The organism is Variovorax sp. GW531-E2, from assembly GCF_059423125.1.
In genome coordinates this window covers 35,799-57,135 of record NZ_JBWKXQ010000029.1, presented here as the reverse complement: position 1 = coordinate 57,135, position 21,337 = coordinate 35,799, and the positions used below count along the sequence as shown (strand labels likewise).

18 protein-coding genes are annotated in these 21,337 nt (G+C 70.2%); 11 read left to right on the top strand and 7 right to left on the bottom strand.

Features of this window, described 5'->3' with window-relative positions:
• Positions 1–149 precede the first annotated feature (149 nt).
• From AC07XP_RS17830 to AC07XP_RS17800, 7 genes are all read left to right on the top strand, one after another.
• Positions 150–689 carry a sigma-70 family RNA polymerase sigma factor gene (locus AC07XP_RS17830; RefSeq protein WP_174250314.1) on the top strand — a complete coding sequence of 180 codons (540 nt, stop codon included), beginning with the start codon at positions 150–152 and terminating at the stop codon, positions 687–689.
• A complete protein-coding gene (locus AC07XP_RS17825; RefSeq protein WP_492743976.1) occupies positions 682–1,620 on the top strand; it encodes a FecR family protein in 939 nt (312 codons plus the stop codon). The genes AC07XP_RS17830 and AC07XP_RS17825 overlap by 8 nt, the downstream gene beginning before the upstream one ends.
• Positions 1,621–1,706: 86 nt before the next feature.
• Positions 1,707–4,190, top strand: coding sequence for a TonB-dependent siderophore receptor (locus AC07XP_RS17820; RefSeq protein ID WP_495265419.1), 2,484 nt, complete (start codon positions 1,707–1,709; stop codon positions 4,188–4,190).
• Positions 4,191–4,361: 171 nt separating this feature from the next.
• A complete protein-coding gene (locus AC07XP_RS17815; protein ID WP_495265418.1) occupies positions 4,362–6,536 on the top strand; it encodes a TonB-dependent siderophore receptor in 2,175 nt (724 codons plus the stop codon).
• A 52-nt stretch (positions 6,537–6,588) separates the two neighbouring features.
• Entirely contained in the window at positions 6,589–7,227 is a 639-nt protein-coding gene (locus tag AC07XP_RS17810) for a DUF4198 domain-containing protein (protein ID WP_495265417.1), read from the top strand.
• A 31-nt stretch (positions 7,228–7,258) separates the two neighbouring features.
• Positions 7,259–7,621 (top strand): DUF3325 domain-containing protein, encoded by a 363-nt coding sequence (locus AC07XP_RS17805; protein WP_447747628.1) that lies wholly within the window; start codon positions 7,259–7,261, stop codon positions 7,619–7,621.
• A gap of 118 nt (positions 7,622–7,739) precedes the next feature.
• Complete coding sequence (locus AC07XP_RS17800; RefSeq protein ID WP_062482728.1) at positions 7,740–8,783, top strand: NADP-dependent oxidoreductase; 1,044 nt, start codon at positions 7,740–7,742, stop codon at positions 8,781–8,783.
• A gap of 28 nt (positions 8,784–8,811) precedes the next feature.
• On the opposite strand, the gene AC07XP_RS17795 is transcribed toward AC07XP_RS17800, so the two are convergent.
• The 6 genes from AC07XP_RS17795 to AC07XP_RS17770 all read right to left on the bottom strand — a co-directional run bounded on the left by AC07XP_RS17795 (position 8,812) and on the right by AC07XP_RS17770 (position 14,516).
• Positions 8,812–9,138 carry a hypothetical protein gene (locus AC07XP_RS17795; RefSeq protein WP_062482731.1) on the bottom strand — a complete coding sequence of 109 codons (327 nt, stop codon included), beginning with the start codon at positions 9,136–9,138 and terminating at the stop codon, positions 8,812–8,814.
• A gap of 79 nt (positions 9,139–9,217) precedes the next feature.
• On the bottom strand, positions 9,218–10,069 hold the full coding sequence (locus tag AC07XP_RS17790; protein ID WP_495265416.1) for a DMT family transporter: 852 nt from the start codon (positions 10,067–10,069) through the stop codon (positions 9,218–9,220).
• A gap of 64 nt (positions 10,070–10,133) precedes the next feature.
• Positions 10,134–10,823, bottom strand: a complete 690-nt coding sequence (locus AC07XP_RS17785; protein WP_495265415.1) for an AraC family transcriptional regulator — start codon at positions 10,821–10,823, stop codon at positions 10,134–10,136.
• A gap of 38 nt (positions 10,824–10,861) precedes the next feature.
• Complete coding sequence (locus tag AC07XP_RS17780; RefSeq protein WP_495265414.1) at positions 10,862–11,986, bottom strand: SLC13 family permease; 1,125 nt, start codon at positions 11,984–11,986, stop codon at positions 10,862–10,864.
• Positions 11,987–11,990: 4 nt separating this feature from the next.
• Positions 11,991–13,544, bottom strand: a complete 1,554-nt coding sequence (locus tag AC07XP_RS17775) for a class I adenylate-forming enzyme family protein (protein WP_495265434.1) — start codon at positions 13,542–13,544, stop codon at positions 11,991–11,993.
• A gap of 87 nt (positions 13,545–13,631) precedes the next feature.
• The gene (locus AC07XP_RS17770; RefSeq protein WP_070061914.1) at positions 13,632–14,516 is read right to left on the bottom strand and encodes a LysR substrate-binding domain-containing protein; all 885 of its coding nucleotides are present in this window, start codon (positions 14,514–14,516) and stop codon (positions 13,632–13,634) included.
• A 175-nt stretch (positions 14,517–14,691) separates the two neighbouring features.
• Here AC07XP_RS17770 and psrA point away from each other — a divergent pair, with 175 nt between their 5' ends.
• The 4 genes from psrA (at position 14,692) to phnY (ending at position 19,988) form a co-directional block, all read left to right on the top strand.
• The gene (gene psrA / locus AC07XP_RS17765; protein ID WP_495265413.1) at positions 14,692–15,786 is read left to right on the top strand and encodes an iron-containing alcohol dehydrogenase PsrA; all 1,095 of its coding nucleotides are present in this window, start codon (positions 14,692–14,694) and stop codon (positions 15,784–15,786) included.
• Between the two features lie 114 nt (positions 15,787–15,900).
• Positions 15,901–17,217: an MFS transporter gene (locus AC07XP_RS17760; RefSeq protein ID WP_062480079.1), complete on the top strand. Its 1,317-nt coding sequence runs from the start codon at positions 15,901–15,903 to the stop codon at positions 17,215–17,217.
• Between the two features lie 44 nt (positions 17,218–17,261).
• Positions 17,262–18,509, top strand: coding sequence for a phosphonoacetate hydrolase (gene phnA / locus AC07XP_RS17755; RefSeq protein WP_495265412.1), 1,248 nt, complete (start codon positions 17,262–17,264; stop codon positions 18,507–18,509).
• Between the two features lie 21 nt (positions 18,510–18,530).
• Positions 18,531–19,988 (top strand): phosphonoacetaldehyde dehydrogenase, encoded by a 1,458-nt coding sequence (gene phnY, locus AC07XP_RS17750; protein WP_495265411.1) that lies wholly within the window; start codon positions 18,531–18,533, stop codon positions 19,986–19,988.
• 94 nt (positions 19,989–20,082) lie between these two features.
• Here phnY and ispC read toward each other — a convergent pair whose 3' ends face one another.
• The gene (gene ispC / locus AC07XP_RS17745) at positions 20,083–21,330 is read right to left on the bottom strand and encodes a 1-deoxy-D-xylulose-5-phosphate reductoisomerase (protein ID WP_495265410.1); all 1,248 of its coding nucleotides are present in this window, start codon (positions 21,328–21,330) and stop codon (positions 20,083–20,085) included.
• Between the last annotated feature and the right edge of the window lie 7 nt (positions 21,331–21,337).

Genomic DNA, 21,337 nt, shown 5'->3' with positions numbered 1-21,337 from the left:
ATGCTGCTAAGACGTGCGAGGCGCGGAAACGGGTAGCCCGCGCGGTGCCTCATGCGGAATGAGACGTTTCGGGGGACAGGACAAACTTTACAAATCTATAATGAGAATAACTCTCAATTGCGTCGCTGCCCGCGATGCCCCTTCACACCATGTCCCATCCGGAAGTCCGGCAGCTGTACGTCGACCACCAGGGCTGGCTGCGCAGCTGGTTGCTGGGCCGCCTGCGCTGCGGCTTCACCGCGGCCGATCTCACGCACGACACCTTTCTCAACCTCATCGAGCTGCCGCAACAGCCGGTGCTGCGCCAGCCGCGCGCCTTCCTGCAGGTGGTGGCCAGCCGGTTGATGATCAACCGCTTTCGCCGCATGCAGGTCGAGGCCGAGGTGCTGCGCACCGTGGCGCTGATGGCCGAGGACGCCTGCGCGCCCAGCGCCGAGGACAAGGCCTGCGCGCGCGAACTGCTGGGCCAGGTGCTCGCATTGCTGGCGACCGAGCTCGACGTGAAGAGCCGCACCGCCTTCCTGATGGCGCGCGTCGAAGGCCGCTCGTACCGCGAGATCGCGGCCGAACTGGGCGTGTCCGAGACGCGCGTGAAGCAGTACCTCGCGAAGGTGCTGGCGCATTGCCACGGCCGCATGGCCGCGGCCGTGCCCGAAGCGGAAAGCGCCGACGCCCCGGCCCATGCCTGACGCGGCCGCCGAGCGCCTGCGCGAGGAGGCGGCGCTGTGGGCCGTGACCCTCGCCGACGACAGCGTGGACGACGCCACGCGCGCCGCCTGCGCGGCGTGGTGCGCGCTCGACGAACGCCATGCGCGGCTGCTGGCCGAGATGCGCCGCATGTGGGAGTCGGTCACGCCCGACACCCCCGCGCCGCAACCTGCGCGCCGTGGCCTCTCGCGCCAGGCGCTGGGCGCGCTCGTGCTGCTGCCCTGCCTGCTCGTGGCGGGCGCCGCGATGCCGTGGCAGGCCTGGCTGGCGGATGAACGCACCGGCGCCGGCGAGATCCGCCACCTCACGCTCGAGGACGGCAGCCGCGTCGCGCTGAACAGCGACTCGGCCATCGACATCGATTTCTCCGGCAGCGTGCGCCGGGTGCAGCTGCTGCGCGGCGAGGTCTTCGTCGAGGTCGCGCACGGCGACAAGCCTTTTGCCGTGGTCGACCGCGACGGCAGCGCGCAGGCGCTGGGCACGCGCTACGCCGTGCGGCGCGAGGCGAGCGACACGCTCGTCACCGTCACCGAATCGCGCGTGCGCGTGCAGCCGCTGGACGGCGGCGACGACCGCTGGGTCGACGTGCAGGCGGGGCAGCAGGTGCGCTTCGATCGCCGCGGCGTCACCACCGACACCGTGCCCGCCGCGCCCGGCGGCCTGGCCTGGCCGCAGGGCCGGCTGGTGTTCGACGACGCACCGGTGGCCGAGGTGCTGCGCCAGCTCGGCCGGCACCGGCCCGGGCTGCTGCTGGCCGACGACGAGGCCCTGGGCGCGCTGCGCTTCACCGGCGTGCTGCCGATCCAGCAAAGCGACGCCGCGCTCGCGCTGCTCGCCAGCGCGCTGCCGAGCTTGCGCGTGTCGACGCTGTCGCCGTGGCTGGTGCGGGTGACCACCACGGCGTCGCCGTGACCGGGCGGGCGAACTTTTTCCGCGCGCGCCGCTACCCGTTTCCCGTGCCCGCTTGTCATAGGTGGTGAAAAGAGATTCACCACACCATGACAGGACCCGCAGACCCGACCGAGACCGCGCAGCGCTGGCATCGCCTGCGCCGTGCCTTCGCGCTGGCGAGCCTGGTGCTGCTTGCCGTGCCGGCCGCCGCGCAAACGCCCGCTGCCGATGCGGCCTTCGAGTGGCACCAGCCCGCGCAGCCGCTGAGCAGCGCACTGACCGCGCTCGCCGTGCGCACGGGGCTGCTGCTCGGCGTCGATGCCGAGGTGGTGCGCGGCAAGCGCGCGCCCGCGCTGCAGGGCCGCTACACGGCGCGCGAGGCGCTGCTGCAGCTGCTCGAAGGCAGCGGCCTCGAAGCGGTGCGTGGCGCTTCGGGCGGCTACGCGCTGCGCGTCGCGGCGCAGCGCACACCGGGCCCGAAGCCGCAGGCCGAAGCGCCCGCAGCAGGCGGTGCGCTCAGCGAAGTCACGGTCACCGGCGGGCGCGACACCGGCACCGTCACCGAAGGCACCGGCTCCTACACCACCGACGGCGCGATCGGCACCGCGACGCGGCTCGAACTCAGCTTGCGCGAGACGCCGCAGTCGGTCAGCGTGCTCACGCGCGACCGCCTCGACGACCAGGGCCTGGGCCAGATCAGCGACGTGCTGCGCCAGGCGCCCGGCCTGAGCTTCGTGCAAAGCGGCAACGCCGGCACCGACGCCAACGCCGTCTATTCGCGCGGCTTCGAGGTCGAGAACTACCAGGTCGACGGCATCCCGCAGGCCGGCACCTGGCTGCTGCAGACCGGTGACCTGGCCTTCTACGACCGCGTCGAGGTGGTGCGCGGCGCCACCGGTCTGCTCAACGGTGTGGGCACGCCGGCGGCCACCGTCAACCTCGTGCGCAAGCGCCCCGGCAACGCGCTGCAGGCCAGCGCCTCGTTCAGCGCGGGCACCTGGAATCGGCAGCGCGCCGAGCTCGACATCGGCGGGCCCGTCACCGCCGACGGCCGCGTGCGCGCGCGCGTGGTCGCGGCCGTGCAGGACGGCGATTCATGGATCGAGCGCCACCATGAAAAGAAGCGCCTGTTCTACGGCATCGTCGAAGCCGACCTCGCGCGCAGCACACGCCTGAGCGCCGGCTTCGAGCTGCAGCGGCACGACAACGACGGCGTGGCGCGTGCCGGCCTGCCGCTGCATTTCAGCGACGGGAGCGAGGCCAGCTACGGCCGCTCGCGCAGCGCCGCCGCGCGCTGGGCCCACTCGTACCAGGACCAGCGCCAGTATTTCGCCGCGCTCGACCACCGCTTCGACAACGGCTGGGCCGTGCACGCCGCCTTCAACCGCTCGCGCCGCGCCTACGACGACGTCATCGGCTACGCGCTGCGCGGCTACATGGACCGCGCGACCGGTGCGGGGCTCGGCCTGTGGACGAACCGCTGGAACGCGGTGCCGGTGCAGAACGCATTCGACCTGTACGCCAGCGGCCCCTTTGAACTCTTCGGCCGGCGCCATGAGCTGGTGCTGGGCTACAACGCCTCGCGCACGCACAGCGACGCGCCGCTGTACGCGGGCTGGAACGTGGCGGGCTTCGATCCGTGGATCGCGAACTTCAACAGCTGGACCGGCGACCTGCCGGCCCAGCCGCACCAGCCCGTGACCGGCCGCCAGGAAACGGCCACGCGCCAGTCGGGCGCCTATGCCACGGTGCGGCTGCGGCCGACCGACGCGCTCTCGGTGATCGTCGGCGCACGCGCGAGCGACTGGAAGGACGTGACGCGCACCGTCCCCCTGCAGCGCGCCGCCACCCTCACCACGCGCAGCGAGAAGGGCGTCGTCACGCCGTACGCGGGCGTGGTGGTCGATCTCGACAAGCACTGGTCGGCCTACGCCAGCTACACCAGCATCTTCAAGCCGCAGGCCAGCAAGGACCGCAGCGGCACCTACCTCGACCCGCTCGAAGGGCACGCCTACGAGGCGGGCGTGAAGGGCGCCTTCCACAACGACCGGCTCAACCTCAGCGCCGCCGTGTTCCAGGTGAAGCAGGACAACCTCGCCGTGCGCCTGGACAACGAGTTTGCGCCCGACGGCTCGGCCGCCTACCGCGCCGCCAAGGGCACGACCACGCGCGGCTACGAATTTGAAATTGCCGGCGAGCTGCTGCCCGGCTGGCAGGTTGGCGGCGGCTTTGCGCACAGCGTGGCCCGCGGCGCGGCCGGCCAGCGCCTGAACACGCAGGTGCCGAAGAACCTGCTGAAGCTCTTCACCAGCTACCGCATCGCCGGCATCGGCAACGGCCTCACGGTGGGCGGCGGCCTGAACTGGCAGAGCGACACCTACAGCACCGGCCTGGGTCCCTCGGGCCATGCGCGCTTCACGCAGCAGGCCTACACCACGCTCGACCTCATGGCGCGCTACCCGATCAACAAGCACCTCGCCGTGTCGGTGGCGCTGAACAACGTCTTCGACACGCGCTACCGCACCAGCACCAGCAGCAGCTTCTACGGCGCCCCGCGCCACCTGCTCGTGACCTTGCGCGGCACCTACTGACGCACCGCGTTTTTTCTCCGCAGCCAGGTCGCTGCCGGTCCCTTCGCGACCGGGTGCGTCGCTAGCCATCTCTTGCCAACGGGCGTTGCCGACCTCCCGGGTCGGGTCGCCCCCTTTCTTCATGCCATGAACCAGCATTCGTTTTCACGCGCCCGCTTCCGGCGGTCTCCCGTGGCCCTCGTCGCCCTGCTCCTGTGCGGCGCAGCCGGCGCGCAACAACAGCCCGCCGCCAGCGGCGCGGCGCTGTCCGAGGTCACCGTCTCGGGCGACCGCAGCGGCCGCACCGAGGGCAGCCGCTCCTACACCGCCGAGCAGGCCTCCACCGCGACCCGCATGGACCTGTCGATCCGTGAGACGCCGCAGTCGGTGACCGTGATCACGCGCGAGCGCATGGACGACCTGGGCAGCGCCCGCATCGACGACGTGCTGGGCCAGACCACCGGCATCATGGTCGGGCAGGCCGACAGCGAGCGCGTGAACTACTCGGCGCGCGGCTTCTCGATCAACAACTTCCAGATCGACGGCATGCCGCGCGGCCCGAATTCGCCGCTGTCCGACACCGTGCTGTACGACCGCATCGAGGTCATCCGCGGCGCCACGGGCCTCATGGGCGGCACGGGCGACCCGTCGGCCACCATCAACTCGGTGCGCAAGCGCCCCACGCGCGAGTTCCAGGGCAGCGCCTCGCTCAGCTACGGGCGCTGGAACCACAAGCGCGCCGAGGTCGACCTGTCGGTGCCGCTCACCGCCGACGGCCGCGTCCGCGCGCGCACCGCGCTGGCCTGGCAGGACCGCGACTCGTACATGGACCTGTACCACGAGCGCAAGACCGTGGGCATGGTGATCGTCGAGGCCGACCTCACGCGCTCCACCTTGCTCACCGCCGGCATCGACTTCCAGGACAACAAGCCCACGGGCGCGACCTGGGGCGCCATTCCGTACTGGAACCACGACGGCTCGCTGGCCAACCTGCCGCGCAACACCAGCCTGAGCGCGCCGTGGAGCACCTGGGCCAACAAGCAGCACACGGCCTTCGTCTCGCTGCAGCACCGCTTCGACAACGACTGGAAGGTGCACCTGGGCTATGCGCGCACCACCAGCACCAACAACACCACCGTGGCCAACGGCGGCGCGGGCTACCCCAACCGCTTCACCGGCCAGGGCATGAAGCTGTGGAGCGGCGTGTGGGGCGAGGGCGAGTACGTCAACGACAACTTCGACCTGTACGCCACCGGCCCCTTCAGCCTGTTCGGGCGGCGCCACACCTTCATCGCCGGATGGAACGGCGGCAACCAGACCTACACCTCGCAGGGCGGCACGCCGGTGATCCCGTACGCCGAGGCCATTCCCGACTACCGCACGTGGACCGGCAACATCCCGCGCCCGATCTTCCTGGCCGACGGCTCCAAGACCGTGGGCTTCACGCAGCTCAACGGCGGCTACGTGGCGGGCCGCTTCAGCCTCACCGACCCGCTGAGCGTGATCGTCGGCGCGCGCGTGAGCAACTACCGCAGCTACACCCACGCCTACAACACGGCGCTGCAGTACACGCGCACCACGGGCAAGTCGGAGTCGAAGGACGAGGTCACGCCGTACGTCGGTGTGGTCTACGACCTGGACAAGCGCCACTCGCTGTATGCCAGCTACACCACGCTGTTCCGTCCGCAGACCTCGAAGGACCGCAACGACCAGTACCTCACGCCCGAGACCGGCACCAGCGCCGAGCTGGGCCTGAAGGGCGAGTACTTCGGCGGCGCGCTCAATGCGTCGGCCGCCGTGTTCCAGGTCAAGAAGAAGAACCTGGCCGAGCTGGATCGCAGCGTGCCCGCAGGCTTTCGCCTGCCCGACGGCGGCCAGGCCTACGTGGCCAGCGGCGACGGCGTGACGGCGCGCGGCCTCGAGTTCGACGTGTCGGGCCAGATCACGCCCGATTGGAACGTGGCCGCCGGCTATACGTACCTCGATGCCAAGACCGCCAAGGGCGCGCGTGCCGTGCCCAACCAGCCCAAGCACCTGCTGCGTCTGTCGACCGCCTACCGCTTCGGCGGCGCCTGGCGCGGCCTGAAGGTCGGCGGCGACATGACGGCGCAAAGCGGCATCTACGGCGAGTCGTGGTATGGCAAGCCGCCGCTGTTCAGCATGAAGGACCCGCTGCCGCGCATCTCGCAGAAGTCGTACGCGGTCTTCAGCCTCATGGCCAGCTACGAGATCAACAAGAACGTCACGGCGCAACTGAACATCCGCAACGTCTTCGACAAGAAGTACTACCGCAACGTGGGCTTCTACGACAGCGTGTTCTGGGGCGAGCCGCGCAATGTGAGCCTGACCCTGCGCGCCAAGTTCTGAACAAGCAGCCTTCCATTCCGTCTCAACCATCAATCAACCTGGAGCATCGACCATGAAGAAACCCCTGTTCTCCCTTGCCACCCTCGCGGCGGCCGCGTTCGTTTTCTCGGGCGCCGCGCACGCCCACTTCGTCTGGCTCGAACCCGCCGCGGGCGGCGAGGCCAAGGCCTACTTCGGCGAATGGGCCGACGACCTGCGCGAGACCGAGTCCGGCCACCTGAAGCTGATCAGCGCCCCGCGCGGCATCGCCGCCGACGGCAAGCAGACGCCGGCCACGCGCCATGCCGACCACTTCGTGGTCAAGGCCGACGCCAGCGGCGACGCGCGCCTCGTGGGCGCCTACGTCAGCGACAAGGGCGTGGCAAGCCTCTACCAGGCACGCACCGGCCGCACCGAAACCGTCGCGCGCCACACGCTCGAGCTCGTGCCGCAGGCCGCCAACAGCAACAGCTTCACGCTGCTGCTGGCGGGCAAGCCGCTGCCCAAGGCCGAGGTGGTCGTGTTCGGCCCGCCCAAGTGGGAGAAGAAGTTCACCACCGACGACGCCGGCAAGGTCACGCTGCAGACGCCCTGGCCCGGCCAGTACGTGGTCGAGGTGAACCACACCGACAAGGACGGCAAGGGCACCTGGGACGGCAAGCCCTACACGCAGACGCGCCACGTCGCCACGCTGAGCTTCGTCGTCCGGTGAGGGCGGGGCTTCCGGCGCGGGGGTGCTTTTGATGAGCACCTTCGCGCTGGTGTGCGCCCTGTTCGCGTCGGCGCTCGGCGGCTTCGTCACGCTGAGCCTGGCGATGGACCGGCATTACGAAGACGCCCACGGGCGCGGCCGCACGCCGGGGCCGTCGCGGCCCTGGCAGCAGCTGGGCGGCGCGGCGCTGCTGGGGCTGTCGCTGGTCGCGGCACTCCGGCTGCGCGGGCCGGCCATGGGCTGGGTGCTGTGGCTGGGCGCGCTCACGGCCGCTGCGCTCGTGGTGGTCGGCCTCGTGAGCTACCGGCCCGGCTGGGCGCGGCGCGTCGGCGCCGTGGCCTCGGTGCTGGGCGTCGCCACGGCGGCGGCGTACGGGTTGCTCCTGCTTCCATAGCAGGGCGCCCGAAGGGTGCGCGCGGGCTGTCGCCTGCGCTACGCGCGGGGTCTTGGCCCGCGACTACGATGCGGCTGCGTCGCCGATGCCCGGCACATTCACCCATCAAGGAGACACCATGAGCAGCGCCCTCACCAACCACCAGGTCCGTCTTGCCAAGCGCCCCGAGGGCACGGCCACGCGCGAGCACTGGCGCTTCAGCACCGAGCCCGTGGCCCAGCCCGACGAGGGCGGCGTGCTGGTCAAGACGCTGTCGCTGTCGCTCGACCCCGCCATGCGCGGCTGGCTCAACGACGCCAAGAGCTACATCCCGCCCGTGGCCATCGACGAGGTGATGCGCGCCGGCGGCATCGGCCGCGTGGTGGCCTCGAAGAACCCGCAGTTCGCCGTGGGCGACACCGTGTACGGCACGCTCGGCGTGCAGGAATACATGCTGATCCCGCAGGACCAGATCAAGCGCAACGGCCTCGTGAAGGTCGACCTGCGCGTGGGCACCATCACCCAGTGGCTCAACGTGCTGGGCATGCCCGGCATGACCGGCTACTTCGGCCTGATGGACGTGGGCATGCCCCAGGCAGGCGAAACGGTGGTCGTCTCGGGCGCAGCCGGCGCTGTGGGCCAGACCGTGGGCCAGCTGGCCAAGATCAAGGGCTGCCGCGTGGTCGGCATCGCCGGCGGCGCCGCCAAGTGCGACTGGGTGGTGAAAGAGCTGGGCTTCGACGCCTGCATCGACTACAAGGCCGGCGCGGGCGCCGTGCGCGAAGGCCTCAAGACCCACTGCCCCAAGGGCGTGGACATCTACTTCGACAACGTCGGCGGCGACATCCTGGACGCGGTGCTGGCACGCCTGGCACGCAAGGCCCGCGTGATCATCTGCGGCGCCATCAGCCAGTACAACAACGCCAACAGCATGCCGGCCGCCGGCCCGAAGAACTACCTGAGCCTGCTCGTGAACCGCGCGCGCATGGAAGGCATCGTGGTGTTCGACTACGCCGACCGTTACCCGATCGCCATCGCCGAGATGGCCGGCTACCTGAAGGACGGCCGCATGAAGAGCAAGGAAGACGTCGTGAAGGGCCTCGACACCTTCCCCGAGTCGCTGAACAAGCTGTTCGCGGGGGAGAACTTCGGCAAGCTGGTGCTGCAGGTCGCCGAGGAATAACCAAAGGGGCGCCGCGGCGCCCCGAACCTCAATCGTCGGTGGGCCGCATCGGAATGTCGCCCATCGCATCGTCCTCGCGCAGGCCGCGCGCGGCCTTCAGCAGTTCGATCGAGAGGCCGTCGCCGTGGCCTGCGAAGCCCTGGGCGATGCCTTCGAGCACGGTCGACAGGTTGGTGTCGCCGTCGGTGCGGGCGTCCATGCTGATGTTCAGGACCCGCGCCGCCATCTGCCGGTAGGTGACGGCGCCCGCGCCCTCCAGCGCGGCCACCAGGTCGAGGTACAGCGCCAGGTTCATGTCGAACACCAGCTTGGGCGTGATCTCGAAATCCTCGGTCTTGTTGTTCTTCTGATCCATGGGGGTGACTCCTTTTTCCTGAGCCTCCACTCTAGCCACAAAAAACGACAAGCTCTGTCGGGCATCGCCCTGATTTGTCTCATTTCGCACGCGTGCCCATCACGGCGGCCGAGATGATCAGCGCCGCCGCCAGCGCGATGCTGGCCGTGAGCGCCCGGCCGGTCACGGCCAGCAGCAGCGCGGTGGAGGCCAGCGGCGTGAGGTAGCTCAGGATGCCGATCTGCCGCGCGTCGCCGCGCTTGAGCGCCATGTCCCACACGAAAAAGGCCGCGCCCAGCGGGCCCAGGCCGCACAGCGCGACCAGCAGCCCGTCTTTGGTCGACAGCGCCACCGCCGGTTCCAGCAGCGCATGGCAGGCCAGCGAGAGCGCGCCCGACACCAGCCCGAACAGGCCGATGGCCGAGGTCGGGAAGGGCGTGACGCGCTGCGTCCACAGCGAGTAGCTGGCCCAGATGAAGGCCGAGCCGGCCGCCGGCAGGAAGCCCCAGTACGTGGCGGGCGCGCCGGGAAGCGCCGCACTGCCGCCGCGCGCGCCGAGGATCGCGATGGCCGCGCCCGCGAAGCCCAGCAGCGCCGCCACCACGTGCAGCGGGCGCAGCGACACGCCCGGCAGCAGCACCGGCGCCAGCACCACCATCAGCAGCGGCCAGAGGTAGTTCACGAGGTTGGCCTCCACCGGCGGCGCATGCCGCAGCGCGATGAACAGAAAAAAGTGAAAGCCGAAGAGGCCGTACACCCCGAGCGCCAGCGTGCGCGGCGGCACGCGCCAGGCGCGGCGGTCGCGCAGCACCAGCGGCCAGCTCGGCACGCTGCCGACGATCAGCGCCAGCCCGGTCAGCAGGAAGGGCGGCAGGTGCGACAGCGCGGTGCCGAAGGTGGCGAGCGTGGCCCACAGCGCGATGGCGAGCAGGGCGTAGAAGGTGGCGGGCATGGACGCCGAGGCTACGCGCCGCGTTCGTCGCGGCCCGACGGTGCGTCGTCGCGCAACGACGGTGTCAGCGGCGCAGCGCGGCCGTGAGCGCCGACGGCGACCGGTAGCCCGTGCGGCGCGCCGTCTCGGCCACGCTCAGGCCTTCGAGCCGCAGTGCGCGCGCATGGGCCAGCCGCAGCGTGCGCAGCCAGAGCATGGCGCTCTGGCCCTGTTCCTCGCGGCAGCGCTGTGCGAACTGGCTGGGGCTCAGGCAGGCGACCTCGGCCAGGTCGGCCACGCCCAGCGGCCGGTGCCAGTTCGCCTGCGCCCAGGCCGCGAGGGCCGGCCAGTCGATGCGGCGGCGGCGCGTGTCGGCGACCGAAGGGGCGGCGCCCCAGGCCTCGAGCAGCAGCGCGGGGCCATGCTGCAGGGCGAGCGCCGCGTGCTGCGGCTGCTGCAGGCAGTGCGCGAGGTAGCGGGCCAGCGCATGCAGCCGGGGTGCATCGGCCGGCGGCTGCTCGACGCAGCGTGCCCACGGGGCATGCGGCGTGTCGAGCACGAGGCAGACGCTGCCGCCGCGCCGGGCCTCGAAGTCGTGCCGGTCGCCGGGCGCGACCACCTGGGCCTGGCCCGTGCCGATGCCCGAGCCGCGGCCTTCGACTTCGATCTCGAGCACGCCGTCGAGCCCGAGCAGCACCTGGAAGTGGTCGTGCGCGTGGCTGCCGCGCGATGGCGTGTAGTCGCGCAGTGAGAGGACAGGGGCGGGCGTGTGCATGGCGGGAGCGATTGTCCGCGCCGCCCCGCCGCCTGTCATCACCCCAGCCGCAGCAGCAGCGCCGAGGCCGCGCACACCAGCAGGAACGGAATGCTGATGCGGTGGAACTCGCGCAGCCCGTGCGGCAGCTTCGCCAGCCGCAGCGCGATCAGGTTGGCCAGCGAGCCCAGCACGCAGCCGAAGCCGCCCACGCTCACGCCGGCCGCCAGCGCGGGCAGGTCGTGCACGTAGCGGTCGAGCAGGATCGCCGCCGGCACGTTGCTGATGACCTGCGAGGCCGCAATGGCCGCGAGGTAGGCGCGCCAGCCCTCACCGATCGGCCAGTGGCCCAGCAGCGCCGCGATGGCGGGCAGCTCGGCGGCCTGGCGCAGGTCGACGAACATCAGGGCGATGATGGCCAGCAAGGCCCAGTCGATGCCGCGCAGCACGCGCGGGTAGGTGAGCAGCAGCACGCCGAACACCGCGCCCAGGCCGGGCAGCAGCCAGTGGCGGTCGAGCGCGACCACGAAGCCGACGAACAGCACGCCGGCCAGCGCCAGCAGGCGCGGCTGCACGGGCGCGGCCTCGGTCTCCTCGCGCAGCGCGATGGGCGTGCGCGGCACCAGCCACCACACGGCCACGAAGAGCCAGAACAGCATGATCGCCACGGTCGGGCCCATCATGGCCATGAAGCCGAAGAAGCTCTCGCCCGAGCGGTGCCACAGGTACAGGTTCTGCGGGTTGCCGATGGGTGTGAGCGCCGAGCCCGCGTTCACGGCCAGCGCCTGCAGCACCACCAGCCGCGCCAGCGGCAGGTGCGCCTGCACGGCCAGCACGCGCGTGAGCGGCACCAGCAGGAACAGGCTCACGTCGTTGGTCACCAGCGCCGACAGCAGCGCGGCCGTGGCCGTGAGCGCCATCGCCAGGCCGCGCTGGCTGTGCGTGTGGGCCAGCAGGCGCCGCGCGGCGGCCTGCAGCATGCCGCTCTTCTCCACGCCCTGCGTGATGGCGAGCAGGCCCGCCAGCGCGCCCACGGTCTGCCAGTCGACCAGCCGCAGCCAGTCCATCGGCGCGCGCGGGCGCACGAAGGCGAACACGACCGCGACGGCCACGAGCACCCACAGCAGGCCGTTGCCGCCGCCGTGTTCGGGTGGGGCGGTGTTGTTGGTGCTTGTGGCGCTCACCCGATCAGGCGCTCAGGTCGCGCAGCTCGCGCTTGAGCACCTTGCCGATCGCGCTGCGCGGCAGCTCGTCGATGAAGCGCAGGCGCGCCAGCCGCTGGGTCTTGCCGACCTGGGCGTTGGCCCACTGCAGCAGCGCCTCTTCGGTGGTGGCGTCGCCCTCGCGGCGCACCACGAAGGCCACGGGCGTCTCGCCCCATTGCTCGGACGGCACGCCGACCACCGCCACGTCGGCCACCGCCGCATGGCCGCGCAGCACGCCTTCGAGGTCGCTCGGGTAGATGTTGAAACCGCCGCTGATGATCATGTCCTTCTTGCGGTCGAACAGCGTGAGGAAGCCGTCGGCGTCGAAGCGGCCCACGTCGCCGGTGCGGATGAAGCGCTTGCCGGTGGCGTCGAACCACTCGGCCTCGCGCGTCTTCGCGGGCTGGCGGTGGTAGCCGGTCATCATGCCGGCCGAATGGCCCACCACCTCGCCGGCCACCTCGGTGTCGCCGCGCGGCAGCTCGTTGCCTTCCTCGTCGATCAGGCGGATGTCGCTGCCCGGCGCGGGCTGGCCCACGGTGTGCAGCTTGGTCGGGTTCAGGTGCGCCTCGAGGATGCAGGTGCCGCCGCCTTCGGTCATGCCGTAGAACTCGACCAGCCCGCCCGGCCAGCGCTTGAGCACGTCGGCCTTGAGCGCCGCGTTGAAGGGCGCGCTGGTGCTGAACTTGTGGCGGAAGGTCGACAGGTCGTGCGCGTCGAAGCGCGGGTGCGCCATCAGGCGCTGGTACTGCACCGGCACGAGCATGGTGTGCGTCACGCGGTGCTGCACGGCCAGCTGCAGGTAGCCCAGCGCGTCGAACTTGGGCATCAGCACCACGCAGCCGCCGAAGGCGAGGGTGGGGAAGAACACCACCAGCGTGGTGTTGGAGTACAGCGGCGTCGACAGCAGCGTGACCGTCTCGGGCCCGTACTCGTACTTGGCGCCGCGCTGGATGTGCGACCAGCGCATGCCGTGGCCCTGCACGATGCCCTTGGGCTCGCCGGTGGTGCCCGACGAATAGATGATGTTGAAGGCCCAGCCGGGCTGCACCTCGACGGGCTCCGGCTTTGCGCCGGGCGCCGCGAGCCAGTCGTCGAGCGCGCGGCCGACGTTGGAGCCGTCGAGCGCGATGTGCGGCAGGCCCGTGGCCTGCGCGGCGCCCACCACCTCGGCGGCCGAGGCGTCGGTGAACAGCAGGCGCGCGTCGGCGTCGGTGATCATGCGCGCCAGGCTGGCGGGCGCCGAGCCGGGGGCCAGCGGGGCCACCGCCACGCCCGCGCGCAGCGCGCCCAGGAACACGGCGGCATAGGGCACCGACGAGGCGGCGCAGACCGCGATGGCGTCGCCGGCGCGCAGGCCGTCGCGCTGCAGGGCGGCGGCGATGCGGTCCATGAGCGCGTCGAGCGCGCGGTAGTCCAGCGTCTGCTGGGCGTCGGCCAGCGCGGGGCGCTCGGGGGTGTGCTGGGCGTGGAGGCGGACCAGGTCGGCAAGGGTGCCGAAGTCGCGCGCGGCGGCGTCCTGGAGGGCGGGGTGCAAGTTCAAGGTCGATCCTTCGTCTGGGGCCAGACGGCAGGATAGCGAAGAAGCCCGCCGCGGGGTGTGCCGCCCGCGACGAAACCCTGCTCAGTCGGCCGTGTCGTCGCCCTGCTGCGCCACCTCGAACAGCGCGCGGATCAGCGGCCGGTCCTTGCGCACCGCCAGGCAGCACAGCGAGTAGCTGATCGACAGCTCGTCGTCGTCGATCTCCACCATCTTCAGGCCGGGCAGCGGAATGCACTCGATCTGCGTCACGAAGCCCACGCCCATGCCGTTGGCCACGGCGTGCAGGATGGCCTCGCGGCTGTTGATCTCCATCACGCAGTGCATCTGCACGCCCTGCTGCGCGCAGGCACGCTCGACGCGGTGGCGCGTCTTGGAGCCGGGCTCGCGCAGGATCACCGGCTCGCCCGCGATGTCGCGCGTGGCGATGGTGCGTTTCTTCGCCCACGGGTGCTTCGCGGGCACCACGGCCACGATGCGCTCCACGCGGTACGGCACCTGGTGCAGGCCTTCGATCTCGGGCGGCTCCACCAGGATGCCCACGTCGATGTCGAAGTCCTGCAGCCCGCCGAGCGTGGAGGCCTCGGAGCCGATCGACACCGTCAGGTCGAGCCCGGCGTGGCTGCGCTTGAAGCTGCGCGCCAGCTCCAGCGCGATGGGCGGCGACACCGCGCCCACGCGCACCAGCCCCGTGCGCAGCTTGTGGGCGCGTTGCAGGAACTGCATCGCCTCTTCCTCCTGCCCGAACAGGCCCTGCGTGATCGCATACAGCTGCTCGCCCGCGGCCGTGAGCCGCACGGCGCGCCCGCTGCGCAGGAACAGCTCGACGTTGAAGCGCTCTTCCAGCGCCTTGACCTGGTCGGTCACGGTGGGCTGGCCGATGTGCAGGTAGCGCGCGGCCGTGGTGAAGCCGCCGGTCTTGGCGACGGCGTGGAAGCAGCGGATCCACTTGTAGTACTGGTGAAACATGGGGCGATCGTGAGGGGCGTGCGCCGAGCCTCCCTCAGATGCGGCGCTGGCGCCTATGCAGGCTTTCCCCAAGGCATCCATCGGTTTTGGACGGGTTGCACGCGCGAAATGCGATTGGACGCCCCGGTGCGCCGCTTCGACACTGCGGCCCAGACAGAAACCGGAGACAAAAAACATGCCCCACGCCTACCGCAATCCCGTGTCCATTCATTCCGGGCGAGGCAGCCTCGCACGGCTGCCCGCGCTCCTGGCGGGGCGCCGCGTCGCCCTCGTCACCTTCCCCGAGGCCCGCGGGCTCGGCCTGGTCGATCGCCTGCAGGCGCTGCTGGGCGACGCGCTCGTCACCGTCATCGACGACGTGCGTCCCAACCCCGACGTCGCCCACCTGCGCGAGCTGTACAACACCTTCTGGCAATCGGACGCACCCTGCGACGCCATCGTGGCGGTCGGCGGCGGCAGCGCCATCGACACGGCCAAGGCGCTGATGGTGGGCACGGCCAACGGGCAGTTCGACGAACTCGTCGCGCTGCTGGCCACGGGCAAGCCCTTCGTGCCCGCCAGCGTCAAGCCGCTGATCGCCGTGCCGACCACCGCCGGCACCGGCAGCGAGGTGACGCCGTGGGCCACCATCTGGGACGCCGGCAACCAGAAGAAATACTCGCTGCACCTGGACGCCACCTGGCCCGAGGCCGCCATCGTCGACCCCGAGCTCATGCTCTCGGTGCCGGCGGGCACCACGGTGTCGACGGGGCTCGATGCGCTGTCGCACGCGCTCGAAGCGATCTGGAACGTGAATGCCAACCCGGTCTCCGACACCTTCGCCGTCTCGGCCGTGCGCGACATCTTCGACTGCCTGCCGGCGCTGCTCAAGGACCTGGGCAACCTCGACCTGCGCGAGCGCATGGCGCTGGCCGCACTGAAGGCCGGCATGGCGTTCTCCAACACCAAGACGGCGCTGGCGCATTCCATTTCCTACGAGATGACGCTGCGCCACGGCCTGGCCCACGGCATCGCCTGCTCTTTCACGCTGCCCCTGGTGCTGGAGAAGGCCTGGGCCCGCTCGCCCGACCGCGACCGGACGCTGCAGCTGCTGTTCGGCACCGACCTGGCGACCGCCACGCAGCGACTGCGGGCTTTCCTGCAGGGGCTTGGCGTGAAGACCGAGTTTGCCGACTATGGCGTTGCGGACAGCGAAGCGGCGGCCATGATCGCGCGCGCCATGGACGGGGCGCGCGGCAAGAACTTCATCGGCGCGGCGGCGTTGGCCTGACAGGCAGGGACTGCGCAGCGAGACAAGACAGAGTCAGCCAGACAAGACAGACAGCATGCCGGCCATCGAGCCGGCCCCACGGGCCCCACGCCCGTCAAGACAAGGAGACATACCATGCAAGCGGCCAATCCCATCCTGCAGGCGGGCACCTACGCACGCCCCCTCGACAACTCGTTCCGCAAGGCGCAGTGGCGGATGCTGCTGGCGGCCATGTTCTGCTACTTCTTCTTCTACACGGGGCGCCAGACCTTCGGCTTCGCCATCCCCGGCATCCAGAAGGAGTTCGGCCTTTCCAAGGAAATGCTGGGCTGGGCCTCGACCTCGCTGCTGTGGTGCTATGCCGTCGGGCAGGCCATCAACGGCAACCTGGGCGACAAGTTCGGCGGACGCCGCGTGATGACCGCCGGCGCCATCCTCTCGTGCGCCGCCAACTGGGTCGTGAGCTTCGCGGTCGGCTTCAAGAGCCTGGCGATTCCTTGGGGCATCAACGGCTACTTCCAGGCCCTGGGCTGGGCGCCGGGCAGCCGGCTGCTGTCGAACTGGTGGGGCGCGGGCGAGCGCGGCAAGGTCTACGGCTTCTACGTGTTCGCCGCCGGCTGCGCTTCGGTGCTGTCGTTCGTGACCTCGATCATCGTCGTCAACGTGCTGCACCTGGACTGGCGCTGGATCTTCCGGCTCCCCGTGCTGCTGATGCTGGTGGGCGGCATCGCCTTCTACCTGATCGCCCGCGAGCGGCCGGAAGACCTGGGCTTCAAGTCGCCCGACACCGGCGTGGCCAACAACAACCCGCAGGAAGCCGACAAGGCCGGCGTGGCCGACGGCGAGCCGCAGGAAAGCTCCTGGTCGCGCTACAAGGCCGTGCTCAGCAACCCCAAGCTGATGATCGCCGCGCTGGCCATCGGCTTCCAGAACGCGGCGCGCTACGGCCTCATCGTCTGGGTGCCCGTGCACTTCCTGGGCAAGGACTGGGCCAAGGCCGCCGACGGCATGATCGACCCGGCCTGGATCTCGGTGGCGCTGCCCGTGGGCATGGCCTTCGGCGCGCTCACCAACGGCTGGATCTCCGACAAGGTGTTCGGCTCCAAGCGCTACAAGGCCATCGTGCTGTACATGCTGCTGGGCGCCATCGCCTCGATGGGCATGTACCTGCTGCCCACCAGCATCCTCGGCCTGGGGCTGCTGTTCCTGGCGGGCTTCTTCGTCTACGGCCCGGCCTCGTCGTTCTGGGCCCTGTGCCCCGACCTCGTGGGCGCCAAGCGCGCCGGCACCGCCACCGGTGTCATGAACTTCTTCTCGTACCTGCTGGCCGGCCTGGGCGAACCGCTGATCGGCCGGATGCTGGATCACTCGGGCAGCACCTCGGTGGTGTTCCCCATCGTCGCGGCCAGCTGCCTCATCAGTGCCTTCATCGCGCTGTTCATCCGCCGCTGAAGCCGCCGCACCGACACACCCAACTTGCCAAGGAGCACCTCTTCATGAAATCCGACTCACTCGAAGTCAACGGCCGCAGCTACCGCTGGATGGTCCGCCCGGTGGTCGTCGTCTGCGTCGACGGCTGCGAGCCCGCGTACCTCGACGCGGCCATTGCCGCCGGCGTGGCACCGTACCTCGAGGCCATGCGCAAAGGCGGCGCCGACCTGCTGGCCGATTGCGTCGTGCCCTCGTTCACCAACCCCAACAACCTGTCGATCGTGACCGGCGCGCCGCCGGCCGTGCACGGCATCTGCGGCAACTACTTCTTCGACCGCGAACTGGGCCAGGAAGTGATGATGAACGACCCCAAGTACCTGCGCGCCGGCACCGTGCTCGCCGCCTTCGCCGACGCGGGCGCCAAGCTCGCCGTGGTCACGGCCAAGGACAAGCTGCGCAAGCTGCTCGGTCACAAGATGAAGGGCATCTGCTTCTCGTCCGAGAAGTCGGACCAGGTGACGATGGAAGAGAACGGCATCGACAACGTGCTCGACATGGTCGGCATGCCGGTGCCTTCGGTGTACAGCGCGGAGCTGTCGGAGTTCGTGTTCGCCGCCGGCGTGAAGCTGATGGAGTCGCGCCGCCCCGACCTGATGTACCTGTCGACCACCGACTACGTGCAGCACAAGGCCGCGCCGGGCAGCCCCGCCGCCAACGCCTTCTATCAAATGATGGACGGCTACCTCGCGCAGCTCGATGCATTGGGCGCCACCATCGTGCTCACGGCCGACCACGGCATGAACGACAAGCACGGCGCCGACGGCTCGCCGAACGTGATCTACCTGCAGGACGTGCTCGACGGCTGGTACGGCCCGGACCGCGCGCGCGTGATCCTGCCGATCACCGACCCGTATGTGGTACACCACGGCGCGCTCGGCTCGTTCGCCACCGTGTATGTGCCCAGCGAGGACGAGGTGCCCGGCTGGATCGACCGCATCCAGCGCATCCCCGGCATGCAGCTCGTGCTCTCGCGCAAGGAGGCCGCGCAGCGCTTCGAGCTGCCGCCCGACCGCATCGGCGACATCGTGGTGGTGAGCGAGCAGCGCACCGTCATCGGCACCTCGGCCACGCGCCACGACCTCACGGCGCTCGAAGTGCCGCTGCGTTCGCACGGCGGCGTGTCGGAGCAGAAGGTGCCGCTGATCTGCAACCGCCCCGTCGCGGGCGTGGCGAGCACGCGCCGGCTGCGCAACTTCGACGCGCTCGACCTCGCCCTGAACCACGCCCAAGGCCCACTGGTGGCCGCCGCCTGAACCTATTTGACGGAGCATTCCATGAGTAAGTCTGACCACGCCGCCCTGAAGTCCGGCACCGTGTACCGCGAAGCGCTGCGCATCGCGGGCGAGAAAGTCCACCGCGACCGCACCATCGAGGTCACCTACCCGTACACCGGCGAGGTGATCGCCACCGTGCCCAAGGCCACGCTGGACGACGTGCGCCATGCCCTGCGCATCGCCCGCGACTACAAGCCCACGCTCACGCGCTACGAGCGCTACAAGATCCTCATGCGCGCCGGCGAGATCATCGCCTCGCGCCTCGATGAAATGTCGCGCACCATCACGCTCGAGTCGGGCCTGTCGCGCAAGGACTCGCTGTACGAAGTGGGCCGTGCCTCCGACGTGCTGCTGTTCGCCGCCAACCAGGCGCTGGTGGACGACGGCCAGGTGTTCTCCTGCGACCTCACGCACCACGGCAAGAGCCGCAAGGTCTACACGATGCGCGAGCCGCTGTTGGGCGCCATCACCGCCATCACGCCGTTCAACCACCCGCTGAACCAGGTGATCCACAAGGTGGCGCCGGCCATTGCGACCAACAACCGCATCGTCCTGAAGCCCAGCGAGAAGACGCCGCTCACGGCCTTCCTGCTGGCCGACATCCTGTACGAAGCGGGCCTGCCGCCGCAGATGCTGTCGGTGCTCACGGGCGATCCGAAGGAGATCGCCGACGAACTGCTGACCAACGCCGACGTCGACCTCGTCACCTTCACCGGCGGCGTGCCCATCGGCAAGTACATCGCGGGCAAGGCCACCTACAAGCGCCAGATCCTGGAGCTGGGCGGCAATGACCCGATCATCGTGATGGAAGACGCGGACATCGAAGAAGCGGCCACGCTGGCTGCCAACGGGTCGTACAAGAACTCGGGGCAGCGGTGCACGGCGGTGAAGCGCATGCTGGTGCACGAGTCGGTCGCAGATCGCTTCGTCGAGCTGCTGGTGGAAAAGACCCGCGCGCTGAAGTACGGCGACCCGATGGACCCGGACACCGACATGGGCACCGTGATCGACGAAGCGGCTGCCAAGCAGTTCGAAGCCGTCGTCAACGAAGCCATCGCAGCCGGTGCCAAGCTTCTGTACGGCAACGAACGCCGCGGCGCGCTGTACTCGCCCACCGTGCTCGACCACGTCGACCCCGAGATGACCGTCGCCAAGCACGAGACCTTCGGCCCCGTGTCGCCGGTAATCCGCTTCAGGAACATCGACGAGGCGATCCGCATCTCCAACGGCACGGCCTACGGCCTGTCGTCCTCGATCTGCACCAACCGGCTGGACTACATCACGCGCTTCATCCGCGAGCTGAACGTGGGCAGCGTGAATGTGCGCGAAGTGCCGGGCTACCGCCTGGAGCTCACGCCCTTCGGCGGCATCAAGGACTCGGGCCTGGGCTACAAGGAAGGCGTGCTCGAGGCCATGAAGAGCTTCACCAACACCAAGACCTATTCGCTGCCATGGTGAGCGGCGCGGCGCACGAGGCGCATGGCGCGTCGCGCGCCGTGCGTGAGACCCCGCCGCCGATGGCGTTGGCCGTCGCGGCCAAATGGCTGTCGCGCTACAGCCGCGCGCCCATGCCTTCGTCCAAGGTGACCGACTCGGAAAGCGGGACCGCCGGCGATGGGGACCGCAACGCCGCACGCTGGATCGCCTGACCCGCCAGCACGCGCGCATGCGCATCGGCCGCGAGGATGTCGTCGAGGTTCTCGTGCGCAGATGCGGGCGCGTGTTGCAGGCAGTCTTCCACCACGTGCGCAATGTCGGTGTAGCGCAGGCGCCCGTTCAGGAACGCATCGACCGCCACTTCGTTCGCCGCATTGAGCGTGACGCTGGCCGCGCACCCCTCGCGCAGCACTTTCAGCGCCAGGCGCAGGCAGGGAAAGCGTTTCAGCTCGGGCGCGGCGAAGCTCAGGTGGGCGAGCTGCAGGAAGTCCAGCGGCGCCACGCCCGAGTCGATGCGCTCGGGCCAGGCCAGCGCGTGCGCGATCGGCGTGCGCATGTCGGGGCGGCCCAGCTGCGCCAGCACCGACTGGTCGGCATAGGCCACCATCGAATGGATCACGCTCTGCGGATGGATCACCACCTCGATGCGCTCGGGCGGCATCGCGAACAGCCAGCGGGCCTCGATGGTCTCGAGGCCCTTGTTCATCATCGTCGCGGAGTCGACCGAGATCTTGCGGCCCATGCGCCAGGTGGGATGCGCGCAGGCTTCGTCGGGCGTCACCCGGTCCAGCGCCTCCAGCGGGCGGTGCAGGAACGGCCCGCCCGACGCGGTGAGCACCAGCCGCTGCACGCCCGCGCCGCCGGGCGGCGCGCCCGCCAGGCACTGGAAGATCGCGTTGTGCTCGCTGTCCAGCGGCAGCAGCGTGGCGCCGTGCGCAGCCACCGCGCGCATGAACAGCGCGCCGGACATCACGAGCGCCTCCTTGTTCGCCAGCAGGATCTTCTTGCCCGCGCGCGCCGCCGCCAGCGACGACAGCAACCCCGCCGCGCCGACGATGGCCGCGACCACCGTGTCGCAGCCCGCCGACTGCGCCACTTCGCACAGTGCCTGCGGGCCATACATGACCTCGGCGCGCAGGCCGGCCGCGCGCAGCCGGGCCTGCAACTGCATGGCGCCTGGCGCATCACCGACCACCGCGACCTCGGGGCGGAAGGCGACGCAGTGCGTGAAGAGCTTGTCGAGGTTGCGGTGCGCCGTCAGCGCATGCACCGTGAAGCGGTCGGGGTGGCGCGCCACGAGGTCGAGCGTGCTGTCGCCGATCGACCCGGTGGCACCGAGCAGCGTGAGGCGTTGCGTGGCCATGGCGATG

Bases quoted from the DNA above. Each gene is read 5' to 3' on its own strand.
- AC07XP_RS17830 (WP_174250314.1), top strand. From the start codon at position 150: ATGTCCCATCCGGAAGTCCGGCAGCTGTACGTCGACCACCAGGGCTGG.
- AC07XP_RS17825 (WP_492743976.1), top strand. From the start codon at position 682: ATGCCTGACGCGGCCGCCGAGCGCCTGCGCGAGGAGGCGGCGCTGTGG.
- AC07XP_RS17820 (WP_495265419.1), top strand. From the start codon at position 1,707: ATGACAGGACCCGCAGACCCGACCGAGACCGCGCAGCGCTGGCATCGC.
- AC07XP_RS17810 (WP_495265417.1), top strand. From the start codon at position 6,589: ATGAAGAAACCCCTGTTCTCCCTTGCCACCCTCGCGGCGGCCGCGTTC.
- AC07XP_RS17805 (WP_447747628.1), top strand. From the start codon at position 7,259: ATGAGCACCTTCGCGCTGGTGTGCGCCCTGTTCGCGTCGGCGCTCGGC.
- AC07XP_RS17800 (WP_062482728.1), top strand. From the start codon at position 7,740: ATGAGCAGCGCCCTCACCAACCACCAGGTCCGTCTTGCCAAGCGCCCC.
- AC07XP_RS17795 (WP_062482731.1), bottom strand. From the start codon at position 9,138: ATGGATCAGAAGAACAACAAGACCGAGGATTTCGAGATCACGCCCAAG.
- AC07XP_RS17790 (WP_495265416.1), bottom strand. From the start codon at position 10,069: ATGCCCGCCACCTTCTACGCCCTGCTCGCCATCGCGCTGTGGGCCACG.
- AC07XP_RS17785 (WP_495265415.1), bottom strand. From the start codon at position 10,823: ATGCACACGCCCGCCCCTGTCCTCTCACTGCGCGACTACACGCCATCG.
- AC07XP_RS17770 (WP_070061914.1), bottom strand. From the start codon at position 14,516: ATGTTTCACCAGTACTACAAGTGGATCCGCTGCTTCCACGCCGTCGCC.
- psrA (WP_495265413.1), top strand. From the start codon at position 14,692: ATGCCCCACGCCTACCGCAATCCCGTGTCCATTCATTCCGGGCGAGGC.
- AC07XP_RS17760 (WP_062480079.1), top strand. From the start codon at position 15,901: ATGCAAGCGGCCAATCCCATCCTGCAGGCGGGCACCTACGCACGCCCC.
- phnA (WP_495265412.1), top strand. From the start codon at position 17,262: ATGAAATCCGACTCACTCGAAGTCAACGGCCGCAGCTACCGCTGGATG.
- phnY (WP_495265411.1), top strand. From the start codon at position 18,531: ATGAGTAAGTCTGACCACGCCGCCCTGAAGTCCGGCACCGTGTACCGC.
- ispC (WP_495265410.1), bottom strand. From the start codon at position 21,330: ATGGCCACGCAACGCCTCACGCTGCTCGGTGCCACCGGGTCGATCGGC.